Below are 20903 nucleotides of genomic sequence, written 5' to 3' on the forward strand. Positions count from 1 at the left end.
ATGGATAGCCAAACCCTGATGTTGTTCGGCGGCATCGGCATGATCCTGGTGCTCGCCTCGCTGATCGGCCTGATCCTCAAGCTGCGCACCCGTGGCACAGCCAACGCGGTGATCGACAACCTCAACGCCCGCATCAATGCCTGGTGGGTGATGGTGGTGGTGATCGGCATCGCTTTCTGGCTCGGCACCGGCGCGGTGATCCTGCTGTTCTACGCCGTATCGTTCTACGCCCTGCGCGAATTCCTCACCCTCACGCCCACCCGCCGCAGCGACTACCCGGCACTGGTCGCCGCGTTCTACCTGGCGCTGCCCCTGCAATACCTGCTGATCTACTTTGACTGGTACGGCCTGTTCTCGATCTTTATCCCGGTCTACGTGTTCCTGCTGCTGCCCATCCTGGCGTCGCTGGGCGGCGACAGCACGCACTTCCTGGAGCGCGCATCGAAAGTGCAGTGGGGGCTGATGATCGCGGTGTTCTGCGTGTCCTTCGTGCCTGCGCTGCTGACCCTCGATATCGTCGGCTACGAGGGCCGCAACCTGCTGCTGATCGCCTACCTGGTGATCGTGGTGCAGCTCTCGGATGTATTGCAGTACGTGTGCGGCAAACTGTTCGGCAAACACAAGATCGCGCCCAACCTGTCACCGTCGAAAACCGTCGAAGGCTTTGTCGGCGGGATCCTGCTGTCCTCCCTGATCGGCGCAGCGCTTTGGTGGACCACCCCGTTCAACCCCTGGCAGTCCTTCCTGATTGCACTGCTGATCAACCTGCTGGGCTTTGCCGGCGGGATTGTGATGTCGGCGATCAAGCGCGACCGAGGCGTGAAGGATTGGGGACATATGATCGAAGGACACGGCGGGATGCTGGATCGGTTGGATTCAGTGTGTTTTGCGGCGCCGATTTTCTTTCATTTGGTGCGGTATTGGTGGACCTGAAGCACCCCACAGTACTGAAACGACAAGACCCGATGTCCGCCAGGGACATCGGGTCTTGTGGGTTGCGAGCACCTTACATCAGTGCTGTCGCTGGTAGAGCCCCAGGTTATCGACCTTGAAACTGCTGCAAGCGCCGGCATTGTCCAGATCAATCCGGATGCCCTTCACATGCTGCAACGTCAACCAGCGCGGTGACGCATCCAGTGGCACGATCAACGTCCCGTCCTCTGCATTGAAACGAACGCTGGAGGCCTCGAACGGCCCCTGCTGCCCATCCCCCCACCAGAACACCTGCATACGCGGCTCGGCGGCGCGGCCGGAGCAGCGGAACTCGAACTTGAGCAGGCCAGCGTCGTGACCAGACAGATTCAACGCCGCAAGATCGAAACTCATCGACGGATCACCGCCATCCACTCGGTAGCTGCTTTCTTGTGCCACCAATTGATTGAGGCTCGGCTTTACGTCATCCAGACTGTTGATCAGTGCCATCTTGTTGTTCAGGGAGACTTGGGAACGGCCCCAGGCAACCGGGATTTTCTTCAGGTCCGGTGATGCAAAAGCGCGCTGCAGCAAGGCTGCCTGGTACTCGGCTATCGCTTCGGGACGAGGTTCGATCAAGCGTGGGTGGCTGATCGGGTCAGCGTCGGAAACCTGCAACGCCGGGCCCTCCAGCCATATGCTTTGACCCGCGGCACGTATCTCGCGAATCCGGCGAATCTCGCTCTGGTTGACCTGAATCTGATCACCCACCTTCAACGCCGCCAACATACCCGGATCGGACACATAGAGCGCTGCGACAGTGCGATTGATGCCGTGGCTCCAGTTCGCATCGGTGAAGTCCATCAGGGGTATTTCGATACTGGTGACTGGCGCCGAGGCGCTGCCCTTTTTACGCCCGAGAATGAAGCCATCCACATAGACCGGGTCGTAGTGATCGACAACGAACCGATACAGGTACGGATTACGCAGCGCCAGGCCGCCGCCGTCGTGGATGATGTTCATCCCTTCCAGCAAGGCGATGGTCGGCAGGTCTTGTTTGAGGGTCTCGATAGCCCGCAACTGCTGGGATGGCGACACCATGTTGTACGCCGCAGTGACCGGCAGCAGGGGCCGATAACCCAGGTAGAAGTACTGGGCGTTGCGGGAAGTCAGGTCCAGATAGGTTTCGCCAGCCGGAACATTGTCCGCCAATACTCGCGACAAACGGGTCAGCCTGTCCCAGTGAAAAGGCTGTACAAAGGAGCGGCCGATATTCGGCAGGCCTGCAGCGGCGCCATCACTGATTCCCAACCCTTGAGTGCTGATAACAGCCGTAGTGGATTTGACCAGGTTATTGATCGATACCGGCGAGAACCCCAGGGATGCGCTCATGCTCGCAGCCAGGACAACCATGACCACTTTATTGCGCGCACTGAGCATGCCCCAACACGCGACAGGCAACAGGATCGCCCAGCCGAAACTCGCCGCCAACCCCGGACGAGACATACCACCTGGGTCGACGCGTCCCATCGAATAAGGGATCAACAACAGCGCAAAGAGGAACACCACCAGCAATGGCAGCAAGGTGTCGAGACGACGCTCGGGTGTCTGGAACCAGCGATGTACCAACATCAGGCACGCCAGAGGAATAGCGATCCAGGACATGCGCAAGGCTTCAAACACAAAGCCTTTGCGCGCGCCCTCCCAGCTCAACGCCCATGGCACGCCGTAGGCAACCTGGTTGATAGGGCCATTTTCCAGGACATAACGGATAGCCCCCAACAGCATGATCCCTGCGGGCGTAACCACCGCCAACACCAGTAGCACTACGCCTGTAATCAGAATGCCCTTCAGCTTGCGGGGGCGTGGAGCTTTCCAGAGGTGCCAGGCGTAATAAGCAGCCATCACCCCAGACGCCGCCGCAAGCAGCAGCCCTTGTGGCGGGATTCCGAGGACTACCAGCGGCGCCGTGATCATCCAGACCAGCAGCCAGCGCTCGGGACGCTGGCGCAACGACGGGCTCAACCACAGGCAGAGAAACGGGATCAGAAACAGCCAGATAATATTGGCCGTCAGGAAGAAGATGGCGGCAAACGCCAACCCGATACTGCGCGAAAAATAGTAGAGCGACAGGAAGGCGGCAAAAGACAACAGCGCGATGCTGAGATTACCGACATGAATAATGCTGCCGGCAGAACCGTCATAAAACACAAATGATAAGAACTGGGTCAGGTCATCGCCGATGATGCCGTGGGCAGGAACGTAGTCAATATAGGGAATAGCCCCCTGCATATAGGACCACCAGCCCAACAAGCTTTCACCGAAGTGATAATCGTCGGCGCTGATGTTGGGGAAAATGGTCGTGCCCATTTTCAAGCCCACCAGCAAGCCGAAAAACGCGATAGGCGAAAGCAGCGTGGCAATGTCGCTGGTTGATGTATACCGACGCAAACGCCGCAGTACATCCACCACGCCCCAAACCAGCATTCCGATAACCAGTATCTTCAACCAGACCGTGGTCTCGTATTTGGAAATACTGCCATCTGGCTCTTGTATGCGAGCGGGATACAGCGCCAGGTAAAAGGTCGACAGACCCAATTGACCAGCCATCAACAGCCATGGGGCAATTCGCGCAAAACCCTTGGGGCTCCACACGATGTATGCCATACCCAGGATCCATCCGACGATGGCTATCCCATAGGTGGGCTTGGCGTATCTGGACAACTCAACCCCATCGCTCCAGGCAGCTGGCGCGCGGCCCAGCGCCAACACCACCTCCAGCTGTACCAGCGCCAGCAACAGGATACCGAGCGCCCCCAGGCCGAATATCCGAGGGTCCACATTGATTTTTTTGACCGCGCCAACCGTGGCTGCCAAAGCGATAAACGAGACACCAAACACCGAGCAGTAGAGGACTTTCGGCTCGAAATCCGTGCCAAGCACCATGCATGCAATAGCGGTAATCGCAGGGAGCGACCACCACAACCATTGGTTGGATAAAACCAGTGCGCTGTCGCTACCGAATTGTTTCTTCTGGCGCCCCATCAAGGAGGTAAAAAACAGCAACGCACAGAAAAGAACGGCGATGAATACTGGAGCAACCACCTGGTCCTGAAACTTGGTATCTGCGGTCCAACTGATGTAGCCCACGATGAAGTCGGCATACTTGGGTGCGGTCGAGATACCCAGACATAACAACAGTGCAAACGCCGTGATAACCACACACGCAAGCACCGAAGAAACCCTTTCATTCATTTCCAGATGCTTGAACATTTCACTACCAGATCTTTAGTTGTACTTGCCAAAACAGGCTCGGAACAATACCGCCAGCACCGAAAGATTGCCTTTTACGCTACTGATCTTGGTAGGCACTTCACCTTGGGGGTAGCGGCGCACGGTCGCCAGTTCTACGCAGCGATAGCCCAGTTTCGGCGCGCGATACGACAGGTAGGCAAGCAGCTCGTAGGTATCGAACACATCACGGAAGATCGCCATCTTCGGATCAATCAGCATCTTGCGGCTGTAGGCACGAAAGCCCTGGGTGGTATCTGTCCACTTGAAGCCGGAAAATAGGCTCAGCATCGGCGCATGGATAAAACGGATAGCAAAATCGCGGGACTTGGGGGTGTTCTCGGCAACACCGCCCTGGACAAAACGCGAAGCCTGGACAAAATCCACACCCTGCTGCAGCGCTTCGATAAAGCGCGGGATGGCCTCTGGGTCATCCTTGTCGTTGCCATCGATGGTCACGATACCTTCGTAGCCCTGGTCCAGGGCGAAGGCGTAGGCGCAGCGCAACTGCGCGCTCAACTTGCCCGGGGCAGTCTTGACCAGCAGGCCGCGCACACCCACCTGTTGCAGTGATTGCAACTCAAGCGAGCCATCAGAACTGCCACCATCGACGATGATGATGTCGGCCATGTCTGCGATGTTGAACGCCGCCATACGGGCGAGCAGGTTCTTGATCCGGTCGCCTTCGTTGATGACCGGAATGACCACGCACCAGGGGTGCTGGCGACCTAGCCAGAGTGGCGTGTCATAGGACGGTACCTGCCAGCCGGCACGTACATCGGGAGCAATATCAGAAGAAGTCATTTTAATTTCCATCAAACGACGCGAGCTGTGATCAGCCCTACGCCAGCAATAACCAGGGCGATGCCGACTCCCGTGGTCCAGTGGAAGGACTCACGGAAAAACAGCAGGGAAAACAGGGCGACCGTCGCGATAGCCCCGGCCGTCAGGACCGGGTGTGCCACGTTCAGCGGCAAACGGGCCAATGCTGCGGCATAAAGCAGGAACGCAGCACCATACAGGACCAGCCCGACCCAGAACGGCCAGTTGCTGAGTGCCGCCATCGGGTCGCTCAAGGAAGGGAATTTGCGCGGGGGCATCATCGCCATCTTCACCAGGACGCTGGCGGAGGCGTTCGACAAGATACCGAGGATCAAGATGATCCATTTGATGCTCATGCCGTCACCTCGTCGCAGGCGCGGTAATGCTGGCGGGCAACCTGCAGCGCACGCTCGATCGATTGCGCATGGGCTTCGGTCTTGGTCGCCACCATCTCAATGGTGACCACATGCCCGGGCAAGTAGCGGGCTACGGCACGTGCCATTTTTTCATGGTCAGTACCGCCGTCACCCAGCGGGAGCAGGTCTGGTTCACTGGCGTGGATATGCCCGATCAACTCGGCACAATCCTCAAGCACGGTGAATGGGTCTTCACCGTTGATCGCAAGCGCCCCGGTATCCAGTTGCATGCGGATCGCCGGGTGGTCGATTGCCCGCACCACCACTGCGGTTTGTGCACTGTTGGTCATGAAGTTCGCCCCGTAGCAGGTGGGGTTGGGCTCCAGGCAGATCGTCACACCGCTCGCCTGGGCGATATCGCCCAATTGCCGGAAGAACGCCACAGCGCCATCCTGCGCCTGCTGGTCGGTCAAACCACTGCGATCACGGTTCTTTGGCGAGCCAAATACAATCCGTGTTGCACCCAGGCCTGCGCCAATGCGGCACACGCCCGCCAGGTGTTGCAGCAAGGCCGCCTGGCTTTGTACGGAGCCGAAGACATTCAGGCCCGTCGTGCCAAACAACAGTGCCTGCATGCCGGTCAATGCAATACCACGTTGCGCCCACCAGTCCTTGACCCGCGCAATCTCTGCGTCCGTGGCCTTGGCAGGCTCGGGGAAGTATTTGCCCGGTGCAATATCAATCGCATCCACGGCAAAGCGCGCAAGCAGTTCAGCGATGACTTCGTCCTCGGTGGTCTCCCACGCGATATTGGAAATCGCCAGCTTCATGCCTGTGCTCCCGATGCGGCCTTGAGCGGCTCCGACTGCGCATAGGCCCGTACGGCCTGCACGGTTTCGCGAGCGCTGTACTGATAGCGCCCAGTGCCGCCAAACAGCTGCGCATGCTTGGTCTGCATGTCATAGGTAGCAGCCGCATTGGCCAGGGTATTGGTGAAAGGCTTGCCGAAGCCCTTCTGCGAAATGTCGGCGACACTCACTGCCTGGGCAGTCAGGTGGACCAGCTTGAGCCCCGCCTCGAGTGCGGTCTGGATGTCGTACCACAAGTTGATCATCGGGTAGAACTGGAACACGCCCCGGCTATCGATCGCCTGCAGGTTGTTGTCGTTGAGGAAGTCAAAAATCACGTTTTTACGCAATCCAGGCCCGACGAGCCCCGGCAGGCGAACGATCAAGTGATTCGGAAAATGACTTTCAACGAAGGTTTCCAGCAGCCGACGGTGCAGGCCATAGGCATGCAGGCCGGACTCATCGACCGGGGTGTCTTCATCAACGCCGATAGGGCTTTTGAACACATCCACTGTGCTGATCAGCACGAAAGTCTTGCACTGGATGGTTTTCAGATGGGCGATCAGTGCTTCGATCTTCTGGCGGTCCGCCTCAGGCTCGCGGTTGGCAATCCATTTTTGCGCCGGGGCGCCGGCACAGACCACGAGGTCGAAGGATTTGCCTTCTATCTCACCGATGTTGGTGGACCGGTACAAGTCCTCGAAGCAAGCCTGCTTAAGAAGCGTGCCCCCGACAAACCCGGAGAAACCAATAAGCGAATTCATCTTTTTCCGCTCCAAACCTGAAGTTTTATTGACCTTGATGGGAAAAACTCTCGGTATCCAGTTTTTCAAGCACATCGTAAATGTTGTCTATCTTGCCACCCAGCACGGAAAAGCAACCTGGCAACTCGGCGTGCTTTTCGAAAAGAATCGGGCGTCCATCATCCCCTTCGTTCTTCACCAGGATGGTCTTGACCTCGAACAGCGAATCCTTGTGTTGGGCCTTGAGCACTTCGGGGATATACCGCCCGACGTCCCTGACCATGCGATCGACCCGTGTATCGCGCTCATAAAGCCGTAGCTTTTCGTAGGGGTCGAGGCCTTTTTCATCGTTCCAGTGCAAGTGCGGCGTATAGCGTACATGGGACAAGGTATGCAGCCCACGGGCCGGGAATGGCATCAGTGAAAAGAACGGGCCGTCCATCACCGTGACGCCCAAACCCTCGAGGGATTCGGGCATCTGCATCAAGGCCATTTCCGTGATCTCTTGCTTGAGGCCGGTACTGACCCCCGCGAAATCACCCGCAAACTGATTGAGGCCACTGTACGTACAGTTGAAGACGTAGCGACAAGTCGTCAGCGCTTCCTCGCCCTGGGAGGTTTGGGTGACCACCTGCAAAGGCGCCTCGGCGCCCCTGGAAATTGAAGTGACCCGTGTCTGGTAACGGATCTGCACAGCGCTTTCTGCCAGCTCGCGAGCCGCCCAGGCTGCCAGGCGAGTGGTGTCGAACGCATATTCTTCGACCAGGAATACTTCTTCGATCAAACGTGGTTCGAACAAGTCGCGCAGCGCTGGATCGGCGGGTTTGAGGTCCGCACCGATGTCCCGGCAAAAACGCTCGAACTGCTTGGCCGTGACCTTGGAGTTGCGCCGGGCAATGGCGTACAGCTTGGTAAAGTCCTGCTTGACCACCTGCGGCCAGTCCTGCACAAACTTGGGCAGGTTGACCCGGCTGCGATAGGCCGTGGTGAAGCTGCGCGGATAGTGATAGCCGTTATGCACACGTGCCTGGTTGTTGTAACTGGCGCGCATCATCAGTGCCGGCTCGCGCTCTACCAACAGGATCCGTTTCAAGCCCCGTTGCTTGGCCAGGTAGACCGCAATGGCTGCACCGTAAAACCCCCCACCGATGATGACGGCATCCTGCTCAGGCTGGCTGGCTTGGGCGCTCGACATCAGGAAACTCGTTCGCTGGGCTGAGCCTTGGGCGCGACCGAACCTGGTGCTACCTCTTCAATGTTCAGCTTCTCGCGCCGGGTCATGCGCGCGCTGGTGAACTCCTGGCCTACATGGTAAAGCGGCCCTTCATTCGACAGGCTGGCCATGTTGAGGATGTATTCACCCAGCACCAGCAGCACCAGTGAGATCAGGAAAAACATGCCCGACTGCTGGAGCGAGAAACTGATCCAGCCAGGCGCTACATCAGCCTTGAAGATACCCACCGAAATCACATAGGCGCAGTACACCAGGTTGGCAACCGCGCCAAACAGCGAAAGGTAGGTCACCAGGCGCATAGGCGCGCGCGTGGTGGAAACCAGCAAGCGCACGCCACGATCAATACTGTCGCCCAGCCGCTTGGGGCTGGAGGCCTGGGGCACGGCGCTGTACTTGAGGTAGGCCCGGGCAAAACCACCGGTGGCCGGCAGATGCCGATACGTCATCGAAGGCTGGGGGTGTTGCAGGATGAAATTGATCACGCGCTTGCTGAGAATGCGGTACTGAGGCGCTTCCTTGGCAAGATGAACCCCGTTGAAGCGGTTGTACATGCTGTGGAACACCGCGTTGGCCCAACGATAGGCCAGGCTCTGGGTGCTCTTTTGTTCGTTGTGGGCAAAGACCACATCGGCACCGCTGACGGCTTGATCAAGCATCTGGGGGACGAAGTTGATGTCGTCCACCAGGGGATCGATGACCGCGACATAGTCACCCAAGGCGTTTTCCAGGCCGACCCAGGACGCTGTGTCGGTGTCCACTTCCTTGGTCAGCGCATAAACCTGCAAGTTGGCCAGGCCCTTCTCACTTGTCAGGCCCTTCAAGACCATGACACTGTCATCATCGGACGCGTTATCAACAACGATCAGCTCATAGTCGCTGACTGTTTTCGCAATGACTTCGGCAGCTTCGGACAGTATTTTTTCTATTTTATCGCCCTGATTACGAACGACAAAAACGACAGATAAAAAACAGGGAAAATAAGCCATCACCAACTCTCGCAAAAATTAATTAAAAGACTGGATGAGTCGTTTATCCGAGATCGCCATAGATAGCCGGAATACCTCACACCACTGACCGAGAGTTTCAGAGCCGCAGGATCATCACTGCCGGGAAGGGGTAGCCATTGCCAAACGTTCAAATCGCTCTTCCTTGAAGCAGTTGGCTCAAAGCACGCCCGAAACAGCGGCCAAGCCAGGAAAACCTGGGGCGCGGCAAAATAGACAATCGCTATCGAACCTGGTGCCAGCCCAAAGTTGCGCAGGATCATAACACAAAAAAAGGCGCCTCAACGACGCCGAACTGGCGTTATGCCAGCCTTGAAACCGGGATAATGAACATCTTGAGCCGTCCACTAAACCATCGTTTCAAAACAGTTAATTAATTAAAAAGTTTATTCATTTCTATTGTTCAAGTCGGTCGGCGGTATTCCGTCAGGATAGCTGTAAGTAGTTAATCTCAGATCAAGCACCAGGACTTATCGGGATGACCAGCGCAAATAAAACATCCCGCAAAGATATGGCACTCGCAGGGTATGGGGAAGATCAACTCACCGAGACTTCTGGAAGACTTGATGGAGCCGCTTACGGCGAGCCTCAGGGTAGGACCAAGGGACAGGGTTCGGCAAAAGATGATTTGCTCGACCTCTCCAGGCTGTTCGGCATTGCTTGCGTTATGTCTTAACATGGTCGGTTGCCCAAAGAGCCGTCATGGCCAAAGCCATGACGGGCTTCCATCCTTTACAAGTAAGTGTGATGAAGATGAACAAGCCTTTCATTTCGCTGTGCCCTGAAATTACTCGGGCGCACGCGCTGACGCTGATGGATTGGTTGGAGGATGAGCGCGTCACCTGCTATCTGAGCGATTCGCGTCATGTCTCCCGCTCCATCGAGCAAGCCATCGATCGGACTCAATCGCCGATCCTGACCCATCTATTCAACCAGGGCGGGCGATTCTTCATGGCCTATGACCGGCATGACGCCCCGGTGGGCTTTGTCCGTCTAATCAAGACCGGCTCAGATTGCGAGATAGTCCTGGTCATCGGAGACAGCGACAAGTGGGGGCAAAACCTTGGTGCCCGCACGATCCGCGAAGGCATGAAACTGGCCTTCCTCGACATGCGGGCCAAGAAGCTCATCGCCAAGATCCACCCGGACAACGCGCGCTCGCTGAAAGCCTTTCTGCGCAGCGGCTTTGTGCTTGAGAGCGAAACGCCGGCATTGAAGTCATTTTCCATGACGGCGGGGCGCTATCTCCAGCTCTTGCGCGAAGGTGCCGCTGGCGACTCCACCAGGATCTACATTACTGAAATCGACAAGGCCAGGCTCGAGAGCCTGATCGCGCTCGAGCAAGGCCCGACCGTTGTTGAACTCGAACATGAGCTTGAGCGAGCCATTGTCGTCAAACCGCAGCAGGTGGCGTGCAATGTCGTCACGATGAACTCCAGGGCCTTGCTGCAACTGGACGAAGAAGAGATCGAAGTGGCCCTGGTTTACCCTGAAGACGCGGACAGCACCGCAGGGAAGCATTCCGTGTATTCCGACATCGGCGCCGCCATCCTGGGCTATCAGGAGGGGGACGCCATCGACTGGCGAATTTCTGACCGGACCCGCCGCATTGAGATCAGGAAAGTGCTTTACCAGCCGGAGGCGGCGGGCGATTTCCACCTGTAATTGCGCCTTTTGCTAAGAGGGATAAGGAGAGAAGGACGTCGTTTGGAGCCCCGAGGGGCCCCAAACGGGACCGTTTTTAATCCTGAAGACCGTGCCCTTGGTCTGGACGTCGATCAACGACGATGGTTGGAAGCAAGCCTTCAGCCGGGCGCTCAAGGATGCTGGATACGAAATTGATTGGAATAAGGTAATGCGCAGCTAGGCAGGCTGGGCTACAGCACGGCATCGCGCAGCAAATCAACCCGCTCGACAGCATTGAAATGACCGGAGGGGCTCTCTCTTTACAAGCCATTTCCCTTCAAATCACTCTTACGACTCCGGTAAATCTTCTCTGCCAACTCAATGAATGCTTGAGCTGCAGCAGTAGTCTCGCTGCAATCCAGCACCGCGATTCCGACTTGGCGCCTGACTGCCGGATCGAGTGTCCTGACCACATAAAGCTTCTCGCTATCCTCGGGCAACGAAGACTCAGCCACAATCGTTACCCCATCTCCGCGAGCCACCGCGGCCAAGGTACTCATCAACTGAGAGGTCTTGTAGCGAATACGCGGCTTCAATTTGACAGCAGCAAAGAGCTGCGAGACCAGTTCGGCTGAACCAGCCTCGGTTAGTACAAACGGATCAGAACATAAGTCCTCCAATGTCACTCTTTCGTTTGAAGCGAGAGGGTGCGCAATCGGTAGCAAGGCAACCATTTGGTCCTCAAGTAAAGGCCAGGTATCAAACTGGGCTTCAGGTAAGGTGACAAACCCTACGTCCACCTCTCTGTCTAACAACCATTCCGTCACTTGGCGATCAGGCCCCTCACTCACATGAACTTCAATATTGGGGTAAAGGCGGCGGTAGTCTTTAAGAATCCGCGGCAACAAAAGCTGGGATGAGGTTGGGCCAAATGAACCAATTCGCAGGGTGCCAAGTTTCATGCCGCGGGCATCGCTGGCATCCTGCCTAATTGCATCCGCCAGACCAAGCATAGGTTGCACACGTAGAAGGATTCGCGCACCTATGTCTGTCAGTTCAATCTGGCCTTGATGCCGAAGTAGCAGTTCAACACCCCACTCCTGCTCCAGAGCCCTTATTGCATGAGAAACCGCAGATTGGGATATTTTCAGTTGGGCGGCTGCGAGCGTGAAGCCACGCCGCTCTGCGACAGCGACAAAAATTTCCAATTGGGTCAGCGTCATTTTTCATCCATGAGTAATCGCTCATTTTCATATGACCATGATTTTGCGTAAGCATAGATGAAACAGGCATAACGAGATAGGCCAGCCCTTTTCGCCAACTTATATCCAAGGATTGTTTTATGGTCGCCCAATGGAAGACTGATGGGATTTCGGCACTGTGGCCTGAAATCAACGGCCCATTCCTGTCCCTGCGAGGAATACCCGAGCATCTGATGCCGGTCACCCAGACTCAGGAACTATACAAAGACCTTCTATTAGGGTTCGATGCAATCACGAGTTGCGAGATGAAAGAACTTTACAAGTTCAAACTGTTTCTCAATCGGATGCATCAACGATCGAACTTACCCCCGGAGTTGTTACTGATCCATAAGGCATTTATAGCTTGGGTAAACTTTGAATATGAGCGAGCACGTACACTCTTTACGCAACACCTGAAAGCGTACCCCTCCGACATCATCACAATTTTTTTTGTGCACATGCTCGACTTCTGTACTGGTAAGACGCCTAGATTAACGGCAGAATTTTCGTTTTGCGAACCACACATACCGCACACTCATGCCTTGTACTCCTACTACCTGGCAATAAAATCTTTTGTTTTGTGTGAAGGCCAGCGCTTCCAAGAAGCCCTTGAACTGGGCCTTGAGGCGGTTAGGCTGATTCCCCATAACATCTACGGCATCCATGCTACTGCGCACGCATTGCATGAGATGGGCCGCTGGCAGGAACTTTCGAGTTTCCTGATCGACTGCAAGCCTGACTGGATCGAAAATAGCGGCATGCGCATGCACGTCTATTGGCACATGGCTATAGCCCACGAGCGATGCAACGAGGTCGATCAGGCACTCCAAGCGTTCGAGGAACTGTATGAATTAAAGGACAGCCCCTTCGCGAAGCAGGATCTGGATGCGGTGGGTTTTCTCTGGCGCCTGCGTTTGAAAGCCACAGACAGCAAGTTCGCCGCTATCTGGGAACGTCTCGCTCTTTTGTGGACCGGCAGCGTCTCTGGATCAACCTCTTACTTTCACAAAATCCATGCTGCGCTTGCCTTTTCTGCGACCAATCAAACTCTCCTCATCGAGAAGCAAATCGCCGAAAGCGACGGCTTCGGCATCGAGCCCGAAGCGCACCGAGCAGGCTTAGACGTGCTCAAAGGCATTCTACTGTTCACCTTGAAGCGTTATCACGAAAGCCTGGCGCTCTTGCGTACCAGCCGAGACCAGTGGCCGTTGTTAGGAGGGAGCCGTGCCCAACGCGAAGTCCTTGATCTGACTCTCGAATACATAGAACTCAAGACCCGACCGATCGTTGAAGAGAGGGCACCTGCATGACCAGCCATTCTCATCCACTGGTCCTTACTTCAGACAGCCTTACCTATCTTAAGCTTTCTCTGGTAGCAATGATCTGGGGAGGTACCTTTGTCGCTGGTCGGTATCTATCCGCAGACACACCCGCGCTATTAGCCGCCAGTGTCAGATTTATATTCGCCGGAATCACACTCGGACTGTTCCTAGGTTTCTTTTTAAAAAAGAGCTTTGTCCGGCTTGATCGGTCGCAACTAGTCAAGATCGTAGGATTGGGATTTTGCGGAATTTATACTTATAACCTCTGTTTTTTTTATGGCCTACATTACACAGCAGCCTCCCGCGCGTCATTGATCGTAGCCCTGAATCCCGCCGTCATGGCTCTTTTCTCTTATGTGTTTTTCCGAGAAAAAATGTCTGCAATGAAAACCGCAGGCATTTTTCTTTGCCTGATAGGGGCGGCTGTCGTGATTCTCAATAAGTCGTCAGGCACATTAATCGTTGATAAAAGCGACTGGCGCGGAGACCTTTTGATCTTTGGTTGCGTACTCAGTTGGGTCGCATTCAGCGTATTCGGTAAGTCGGTAGTCAAAGAAATCGGCGCCCTACATACGGTGACCTACTCCATCTTCGCGGGGGCCGCGATGCTGACGGCGACCGCTATCGTCACTGGTCAATTCAATCAGGCATCACTGCGAGCTCTAACGCTTGCCGACTTTTCCAGCTTGCTGTACTTGGGTGCCATAGGCTCAGCGCTGGCATACATCTGGTATTACAAGGGAATCGAGCAGATCGGCGCAACACGTGCCGGAGTGTTCATCGCGCTCAATCCGCTGACCGCGGTGTTACTGGGTGCTATTTTGTTGGATGAGCAGCTCAGCGCTCCCACATTTATGGGGGGCGCGCTGATTATAGTGGGCATCATGATCTGCAATAGACCAGCCCGCCCTCAATATAACTGCGAGATGAAGAACGTGCGTACGCCATAATAAACTGAGTAAGTTATTTACCGTTTTAATTATCGAAACAGTCAGAGGCTCATAAACTAAACAACGTTTTAGATCATCTGTTTTTCGGACCAATCCACCTTTTCTACGCAGGCTATCTAGCAAACCTGCGAAGCTCCCATGCGCAGTTGCTATGACGCCTATAATATCCAGGCTGTACATGAAGATATTCACGATCAACCGCAATTTACGACTTGCCAATCTCCGCGAATTTTTTTGTAAATCTGAATCTGGAAGGTGAGCCGCAACGTGGAGCACTCGGCACAAAAGGAGCGGGAGAGAAGATCGTCGCTTGGAGCCCACGGAGGCTCCAAGCGAGACAGACTCTAATGCTTACGATCACCCTTTCTCGTTACCGCTAAACATTACTCAACCGTCACCGACTTGGCCAAGTTACGCGGCTGGTCAACGTCCGTGCCCTTGAGCACCGCCACGTAGTACGACAGCAATTGCAGCGGGATGGTGTAGAGAATCGGCGACAGGGTGTCGTGGATGTGCGGCATGTTGATGACGTGGGTGCCTTCGCCGTTGGTCATGCCGGCCTTTTCGTCGGCGAACACGATCAGTTGGCCGCCACGGGCGCGAACTTCCTGCAAGTTGGACTTGAGCTTCTCCAGCAGTTCATTGTTCGGCGCCACGGTGACCACCGGCATGTCATCGTCCACCAAGGCCAATGGGCCGTGCTTGAGTTCACCGGCCGGGTAGGCTTCGGCGTGGATATAGGAGATTTCCTTGAGTTTCAGGGAGCCTTCCATCGCCACTGGGTACTGCGCGCCACGGCCGAGGAACAGGGTGTGGTTCTTGTCGGCAAACAGCTCGGCGACTTTCTCTACGGTGCTGTCCATGGCTAGGGCTTCGCCCAGGCGGGTCGGCAGGCGGCGCAGTTCTTCTACCAGGGTGGCTTCCACGCCCGCAGCCAATGTGCCGCGCACCTGGCCCAGGGACAGGGTCAGCAGCAGCAAGCCCACCAACTGGGTGGTGAAGGCCTTGGTGGAGGCTACGCCGATTTCGCGACCGGCCTGGGTCAGCAGGGTCAGGTCCGACTCACGTACCAGGGAGCTGATGCTGACGTTGCAGATCGCCAGGCTCGCCAGATAGCCCAGCTCTTTGGCATTGCGCAGGGCGGCCAGGGTGTCAGCGGTCTCGCCGGACTGGGAGATGGTCACGAACAGGGTGTCGGGCTGCACCACCACCTTGCGGTAGCGGAACTCGCTGGCCACTTCGACCTGGCACGGGATGCCGGCCAGTTCTTCAAGCCAGTAACGCGCGACCATGCCGGCGTGATAACTGGTGCCACAGGCGACGATCTGCACATTGCGCACTTTGGCGAACAGCTCGGCGGCTTGCGGGCCGAACGCGTTTACCAGTACTTGCTTGTCGCCAAGGCGACCTTCCAGGGTGCGTTGCACCACGGCCGGTTGCTCGTGGATTTCCTTGAGCATGAAGTGGCGGAACTCGCCCTTGTCGGCAGCTTCGGCGCCGTCGCGGTACTGCACCGCTTCGCGCTCGACGGAGTTGCCGTCGACATCCCAGATCGCCACGCTTTCACGGCGGATGTCGGCGATATCGCCTTCTTCCAGGTACATGAAGCGGTCGGTGACCTGACGCAGGGCCAACTGATCGGAAGCGAGGAAGTTCTCCCCCAGGCCCAGGCCAATCACCAGTGGGCTGCCACTGCGGGCGGCAACCACACGGTCCGGTTGGCTGGCGCTGATCACCGCCAGGCCGTAGGCGCCATGCAGTTCCTTGACCGTGGCCTTGAGGGCGGTGGTCAGGTCGCTGTGGTCCTTGAGCTTGTGGTTGAGCAGGTGGGCGATGACTTCGGTGTCGGTGTCCGAGGTAAAGACGTAGCCCAGGCCCTTGAGTTGTTCACGCAGCACTTCGTGGTTTTCGATGATGCCGTTGTGCACCACCGCGATATCACCGGAGAAGTGCGGGTGCGCATTGCGCTCGCACGGTGCCCCGTGGGTCGCCCAGCGGGTGTGGGCGATGCCCAGGCGGCCCGCCAAGGGCTCACCGGCCAGGGCCTGTTCCAATTCGCTGACTTTGCCTGGGCGACGCATGCGCTCGAGCTTGCCCGCGTTGCTGAAGACCGCCACGCCGGCACTGTCATAGCCGCGGTATTCCAGGCGCTTGAGGCCTTCGAGTAAAATGGCGGTAACGTTTCGTTCAGCGACTGCGCCTACAATTCCACACATGGTTTCTCTCCTAGATGACTGCCGCGCAAATCAGCGTAATGCCGCGGGCTTGAATCTGGTCGCGGGCCTCAAGCGGCAGGCGATCATCGGTAATAAGGGTATGGACGCTGCTCCAGGGCAGTTCCAGGTTGGGAATCTTGCGGCCGATCTTGTCGGATTCGACCATCACCACCACTTCGCGGGCGACTTCGGCCATCACTCGGCTCAAGCCCAACAATTCATTGAAGGTGGTGGTACCGCGCTGCAGGTCTATGCCATCAGCGCCTATAAACAGTTGGTCGAAGTCATAGGAACGCAGCACCTGTTCGGCGACCTGTCCCTGGAACGAGTCCGAGTGCGGGTCCCAGGTACCGCCGGTCATCAGCAGCACCGGTTCATGCTCAAGCTCACTCAGGGCACTGGCCACATGCAGGGAGTTGGTCATCACTACCAGGCCGGGCTGATGGCCCAGTTCGGGAATCATCGCGGCGGTGGTGCTGCCGCTGTCGATGATGATCCGCGCATGTTCACGCAGGCGCTTGACCGCCGCCCGGGCGATGGCGCGCTTATGCACAGAAATCGGTTGGGCAGGATCGCCCACCAGTTCCTGGGGCATGGTGATGGCGCCACCGTAGCGCCGCAGCAGCAAGCCGTTGCTTTCCAGCGCGGCGAGGTCCTTGCGGATGGTCACTTCGGAGGTTTCGAAACGCTTAGCCAATTCATCCACGCTCACTTCGCCCTGCTCGTTGAGCAAGGTGAGGATGTTGTGGCGTCGTTGTGGTGTATTTCGTTTCGACATGGTGATGATAAGTTTCGTTTCGAAAGATAACGAAGGCAATCAAAACCTATTGACGAAGGATCGTCAAGCAGAAGAATGAAATTTTATTGAAGCCCAGATCAAAAATGTAGGAGCTGGCTGCCTGCGATAGAGGTGTATCAGTCGATGAAAACGTGACTGAAATATCGCCATCGCAGGCAAGCCAGCTCCCACATTGATGGGTGGTGGCTGAAGGTTGTGGATAACTCAGGTCTTTTTGATTTTGACCGGGCGTTTCCAGCCGTCGATGTTGCGTTGGCGGGCGCGGGCCACCGCCAATTGCGACTTATCCACATCCTGGTTGATGGTTGAGCCTGCCGCTGTGTTTGAACCATCGCCAATGGTGACGGGCGCAATCAGTGAATTGTTGGAGCCAATAAAGACGTCTTCACCGATCGTCGTCTGATACTTGTTGGCACCATCGTAATTGCAAGTAATGGCGCCGGCGCCAATGTTGCTGCGGGCCCCAATCACTGCATCGCCGAGGTAGGCCAGGTGCCCCGCCTTCGCATCGTCGCCCATCCGTGCGTTTTTCAGCTCAACGAAGTTACCCACATGGGCCCTGGCGCCCAGCACGCTGCCCGGGCGCAACCGCGCAAACGGCCCCGCATCGCTGCCCTCACCCATCACGGCACCGTCGATGTGGCTGTTGGCCTTGACCACCACGCCTTTGCGCAGGGTGCTGTCCTTGATCACGCAATTGGGGCCAATCACCACATCGTCTTCGATGATCACGCGGCCTTCGAGGATCACATTGATATCGATCAGCACGTCGCGGCCCACGGTCACCTCACCGCGTACATCGAAACGCGCCGGGTCACGCAGTGTCACGCCCTGCGCCATCAGGCGGCGGCCTTCGCGCAGTTGGTAGTGACGCTCCAGTTCCGCCAGTTGCTTGCGGTCGTTGGCACCCTGCACTTCCATTGGGTCGTGGGGCTGCTCGGTGGCGACCAGCAGGCCGTCGCTGACGGCCATCTCGATGACGTCGGTGAGGTAGTACTCGCCCTGGACATTGTTATTCGACAAACGACTCATCCAGTCTGCCAGGTGAGCCGCCGGCACCGCGAGAATCCCGGTATTGCCTTCGCTTATCGCCCGTTGTGCCTCGCTGGCATCTTTATGCTCGACGATGGCGGCTACCTTGCCGCCGGCATCGCGCACGATGCGGCCATAACCTGTCGGGTCGTCCAGCTCTACCGTCAGCAGGCCCATCTGGCCCGGCACTACGTGCTTGAGCAGGCGCTGCAGGGTTTCCACTTCGATCAGCGGCACATCACCGTAGAGGATCAGCACGGTGTCGGCCTTGATGAACGGTACGGCTTGCGCGGTGGCATGACCGGTACCCAGTTGCTTGTCCTGCAATACGAAATTCAAGTCATCGGCTGCCAGACGCTCACGTACCGCATCGGCACCGTGGCCAATCACTACGTGGATACGTTGTGGGTCCAGTTGCCGGGCGCTGTGGATAACATGGCCAAGCATGGAGTTACCCGCAACCGGGTGCAGTACCTTGGGCAGGGCTGAACGCATGCGGGTGCCCTGGCCAGCGGCGAGAATGACGATTTCAAGAGACATGAATGGCTACCAATCCTGGGCGGTCCGGCTTCAGACCAAAGAAGTGTTTTGCAAAAAAAGAAAAAGGGTAGCCGAGGCTACCCTTTTTAATCAATCGCGCATGAAGCATGACGGCTTGGCCGCTTACTTCTTGCGGATCTGCTGGAGCGTGCGCAGCTGGGCTGCAGCCTCGGCCAGACGTACAGCAGCAGCGCTGTAGTCGAAGTCTGCACCTTTTTCGTGCAGAGCCTTCTCGGCAGCCTTGACGGCTTCCTGAGCAGAGGCTTCATCCAGGTCGCCAGCACGTTGCACGGTGTCGGCAAGAACCTTGACCATGTTCGGCTGAACTTCGAGGAAACCGCCAGAGATGTAGAACACCTCCTTTTCCCCGCCCTGCTTGGTCAGAGTAATCGGACCGGGCTTCAAGCTGGTGATCAGCGGTGCGTGGCCCAAGGCAATACCCAGGTCACCCAACTCGCCGTGTGCAATTACCATCTCTACCAGACCGGAGAAGATTTCCCCTTCCGCGCTGACGATATCGCAATGGACTGTCATAGCCATCTGATTGCCTCAACCTGATGAGCGCCCGTTGCCGGGCGCCTGGATTACAGTTTCTTGGCTTTCTCGATCGCTTCTTCGATGCCGCCGACCATGTAGAACGCTTGTTCTGGCAGGTGGTCGTAGTCACCGTTGAGGATGCCTTTGAAGCCAGCAATGGTGTCTTTCAGGGAAACGTATTTACCCGAGGCACCGGTGAAGACTTCAGCCACGAAGAACGGCTGCGACAAGAAGCGCTGGATCTTACGAGCGCGGGATACCAACTGCTTGTCGGTTTCCGACAGCTCGTCCATACCCAGGATCGCAATGATGTCCTTCAGCTCTTTGTAGCGCTGCAGCACGTACTGAACGCCGCGAGCGGTGTCGTAGTGCTCCTGGCCGATCACGTTCGGGTCCAGCTGGCGCGAAGTCGAGTCCAGTGGATCGACCGCTGGGTAGATACCCAGGGAAGCGATGTCACGGGACAGTACGACGGTGGCGTCCAAGTGGGCGAAGGTGGTCGCAGGCGACGGGTCGGTCAAGTCATCCGCAGGTACGTATACCGCTTGGATCGAAGTGATCGAACCTTCCTTGGTCGAAGTGATACGTTCTTGCAGAACGCCCATCTCTTCAGCCAGGGTCGGCTGGTAGCCTACTGCCGAAGGCATACGGCCCAGCAGTGCGGATACTTCGGTACCGGCCAGGGTGTAACGGTAGATGTTGTCGACGAACAGCAGAACGTCGTTACCTTCGTCACGGAACTTCTCGGCCATGGTCAGGCCAGTCAGTGCTACGCGCAGACGGTTACCCGGCGGCTCGTTCATCTGACCGTAGACCAGTGCCACTTTGTCCAGAACGTTGGAGTCCTTCATCTCGTGGTAGAAGTCGTTACCCTCACGAGTACGCTCACCCACACCGGCGAACACGGAATAACCGCTATGCTCGATGGCGATGTTACGGATCAGTTCCATCATGTTTACGGTCTTGCCTACACCGGCACCACCGAACAGACCCACTTTACCGCCTTTGGCGAACGGGCAGACCAGGTCGATAACCTTGATGCCGGTTTCCAGCAGGTCGTTGCCGCCAGCTTGCTCGGCGAACGAAGGTGCTGGACGGTGAATGCCCCAACGCTCTTCGGTATCGATCGGGCCAGCTTCGTCAATCGGGTTGCCCAGTACGTCCATGATCCGGCCCAGGGTCGCTTTACCGACCGGTACGGAGATGGCAGCGCCAGTGTCGACAACGTCCAGACCGCGCTTCAAGCCTTCGGTGGAACCCATCGCAATGGTACGAACTACGCCGTCGCCCAGCTGCTGCTGAACTTCCAGAGTAGTTTCCGCGCCTTGTACTTTCAGCGCGTTGTAGATGCTCGGTACGCTGTCGCGTGGGAATTCCACGTCGATAACGGCGCCGATGATTTGAACGATACGTCCGCTACTCATAGCTGG

General features: G+C 56.8%; 17 protein-coding genes. 4 read left to right on the forward strand and 13 right to left on the reverse strand.

Annotated elements, in window-relative coordinates:
- Window positions 1–933, forward strand: coding sequence for a phosphatidate cytidylyltransferase (locus tag ACSSVH_RS26300; protein ID WP_170042018.1), 933 nt, complete (start codon window positions 1–3; stop codon window positions 931–933).
- A 78-nt stretch (window positions 934–1011) separates the two neighbouring features.
- Here ACSSVH_RS26300 and ACSSVH_RS26305 read toward each other — a convergent pair whose 3' ends face one another.
- Genes ACSSVH_RS26305 through ACSSVH_RS26335 form a run of 7 tightly spaced genes read right to left on the reverse strand, consistent with a single transcriptional unit; the run spans window position 1012 to window position 9192 of the window.
- Window positions 1012–4185: a hypothetical protein gene (locus ACSSVH_RS26305; RefSeq protein ID WP_492633907.1), complete on the reverse strand. Its 3174-nt coding sequence runs from the start codon at window positions 4183–4185 to the stop codon at window positions 1012–1014.
- Window positions 4186–4200: 15 nt separating this feature from the next.
- The gene (locus ACSSVH_RS26310) at window positions 4201–5007 is read right to left on the reverse strand and encodes a glycosyltransferase family 2 protein (RefSeq protein ID WP_169954053.1); all 807 of its coding nucleotides are present in this window, start codon (window positions 5005–5007) and stop codon (window positions 4201–4203) included.
- 11 nt (window positions 5008–5018) lie between these two features.
- On the reverse strand, window positions 5019–5375 hold the full coding sequence (locus tag ACSSVH_RS26315) for an SMR family transporter (RefSeq protein WP_057440644.1): 357 nt from the start codon (window positions 5373–5375) through the stop codon (window positions 5019–5021).
- Between the two features lie 2 nt (window positions 5376–5377).
- Window positions 5378–6211 (reverse strand): sugar phosphate isomerase/epimerase family protein, encoded by an 834-nt coding sequence (locus ACSSVH_RS26320; RefSeq protein ID WP_492633908.1) that lies wholly within the window; start codon window positions 6209–6211, stop codon window positions 5378–5380.
- On the reverse strand, window positions 6208–7062 hold the full coding sequence (locus ACSSVH_RS26325; RefSeq protein WP_346343162.1) for an NAD-dependent epimerase/dehydratase family protein: 855 nt from the start codon (window positions 7060–7062) through the stop codon (window positions 6208–6210). The genes ACSSVH_RS26320 and ACSSVH_RS26325 overlap by 4 nt, the downstream gene beginning before the upstream one ends.
- Window positions 7019–8167 carry an NAD(P)/FAD-dependent oxidoreductase gene (locus ACSSVH_RS26330; RefSeq protein ID WP_169954056.1) on the reverse strand — a complete coding sequence of 383 codons (1149 nt, stop codon included), beginning with the start codon at window positions 8165–8167 and terminating at the stop codon, window positions 7019–7021. The genes ACSSVH_RS26325 and ACSSVH_RS26330 overlap by 44 nt, the downstream gene beginning before the upstream one ends.
- Window positions 8167–9192 (reverse strand): glycosyltransferase, encoded by a 1026-nt coding sequence (locus ACSSVH_RS26335; protein ID WP_432754807.1) that lies wholly within the window; start codon window positions 9190–9192, stop codon window positions 8167–8169. The genes ACSSVH_RS26330 and ACSSVH_RS26335 overlap by 1 nt, the downstream gene beginning before the upstream one ends.
- Before the next feature lie 720 nt (window positions 9193–9912).
- Here ACSSVH_RS26335 and ACSSVH_RS26340 point away from each other — a divergent pair.
- Window positions 9913–10875, forward strand: coding sequence for a bifunctional GNAT family N-acetyltransferase/nucleoside diphosphate kinase regulator (locus tag ACSSVH_RS26340; RefSeq protein ID WP_170057492.1), 963 nt, complete (start codon window positions 9913–9915; stop codon window positions 10873–10875).
- 281 nt (window positions 10876–11156) lie between these two features.
- Here ACSSVH_RS26340 and ACSSVH_RS26345 read toward each other — a convergent pair whose 3' ends face one another.
- Window positions 11157–12059 carry a LysR family transcriptional regulator gene (locus ACSSVH_RS26345; RefSeq protein ID WP_170042013.1) on the reverse strand — a complete coding sequence of 301 codons (903 nt, stop codon included), beginning with the start codon at window positions 12057–12059 and terminating at the stop codon, window positions 11157–11159.
- A 119-nt stretch (window positions 12060–12178) separates the two neighbouring features.
- Here ACSSVH_RS26345 and ACSSVH_RS26350 point away from each other — a divergent pair, with 119 nt between their 5' ends.
- Both ACSSVH_RS26350 and ACSSVH_RS26355 read left to right on the forward strand, forming a co-directional pair.
- Window positions 12179–13387 carry a tetratricopeptide repeat protein gene (locus ACSSVH_RS26350; RefSeq protein ID WP_492633909.1) on the forward strand — a complete coding sequence of 403 codons (1209 nt, stop codon included), beginning with the start codon at window positions 12179–12181 and terminating at the stop codon, window positions 13385–13387.
- A complete protein-coding gene (locus ACSSVH_RS26355; protein WP_262376956.1) occupies window positions 13384–14349 on the forward strand; it encodes a DMT family transporter in 966 nt (321 codons plus the stop codon). The genes ACSSVH_RS26350 and ACSSVH_RS26355 overlap by 4 nt, the downstream gene beginning before the upstream one ends.
- A gap of 383 nt (window positions 14350–14732) precedes the next feature.
- On the opposite strand, the gene glmS is transcribed toward ACSSVH_RS26355, so the two are convergent.
- From glmS to atpD, 5 genes are all read right to left on the reverse strand, one after another.
- Window positions 14733–16565 (reverse strand): glutamine--fructose-6-phosphate transaminase (isomerizing), encoded by a 1833-nt coding sequence (gene glmS, locus ACSSVH_RS26360; RefSeq protein WP_057439302.1) that lies wholly within the window; start codon window positions 16563–16565, stop codon window positions 14733–14735.
- 10 nt (window positions 16566–16575) lie between these two features.
- Window positions 16576–17343, reverse strand: a complete 768-nt coding sequence (locus tag ACSSVH_RS26365) for a DeoR/GlpR family DNA-binding transcription regulator (protein WP_029290123.1) — start codon at window positions 17341–17343, stop codon at window positions 16576–16578.
- Between the two features lie 225 nt (window positions 17344–17568).
- Window positions 17569–18936, reverse strand: a complete 1368-nt coding sequence (glmU, locus tag ACSSVH_RS26370; RefSeq protein WP_432754811.1) for a bifunctional UDP-N-acetylglucosamine diphosphorylase/glucosamine-1-phosphate N-acetyltransferase GlmU — start codon at window positions 18934–18936, stop codon at window positions 17569–17571.
- A 123-nt stretch (window positions 18937–19059) separates the two neighbouring features.
- Window positions 19060–19476: a F0F1 ATP synthase subunit epsilon gene (locus ACSSVH_RS26375; protein WP_057439300.1), complete on the reverse strand. Its 417-nt coding sequence runs from the start codon at window positions 19474–19476 to the stop codon at window positions 19060–19062.
- 44 nt (window positions 19477–19520) lie between these two features.
- Window positions 19521–20897: a F0F1 ATP synthase subunit beta gene (gene atpD, locus ACSSVH_RS26380; RefSeq protein ID WP_015886645.1), complete on the reverse strand. Its 1377-nt coding sequence runs from the start codon at window positions 20895–20897 to the stop codon at window positions 19521–19523.
- Window positions 20898–20903: the final 6 nt, after the last annotated feature.

The organism is Pseudomonas sp. HC1(2025), from assembly GCF_058742075.1.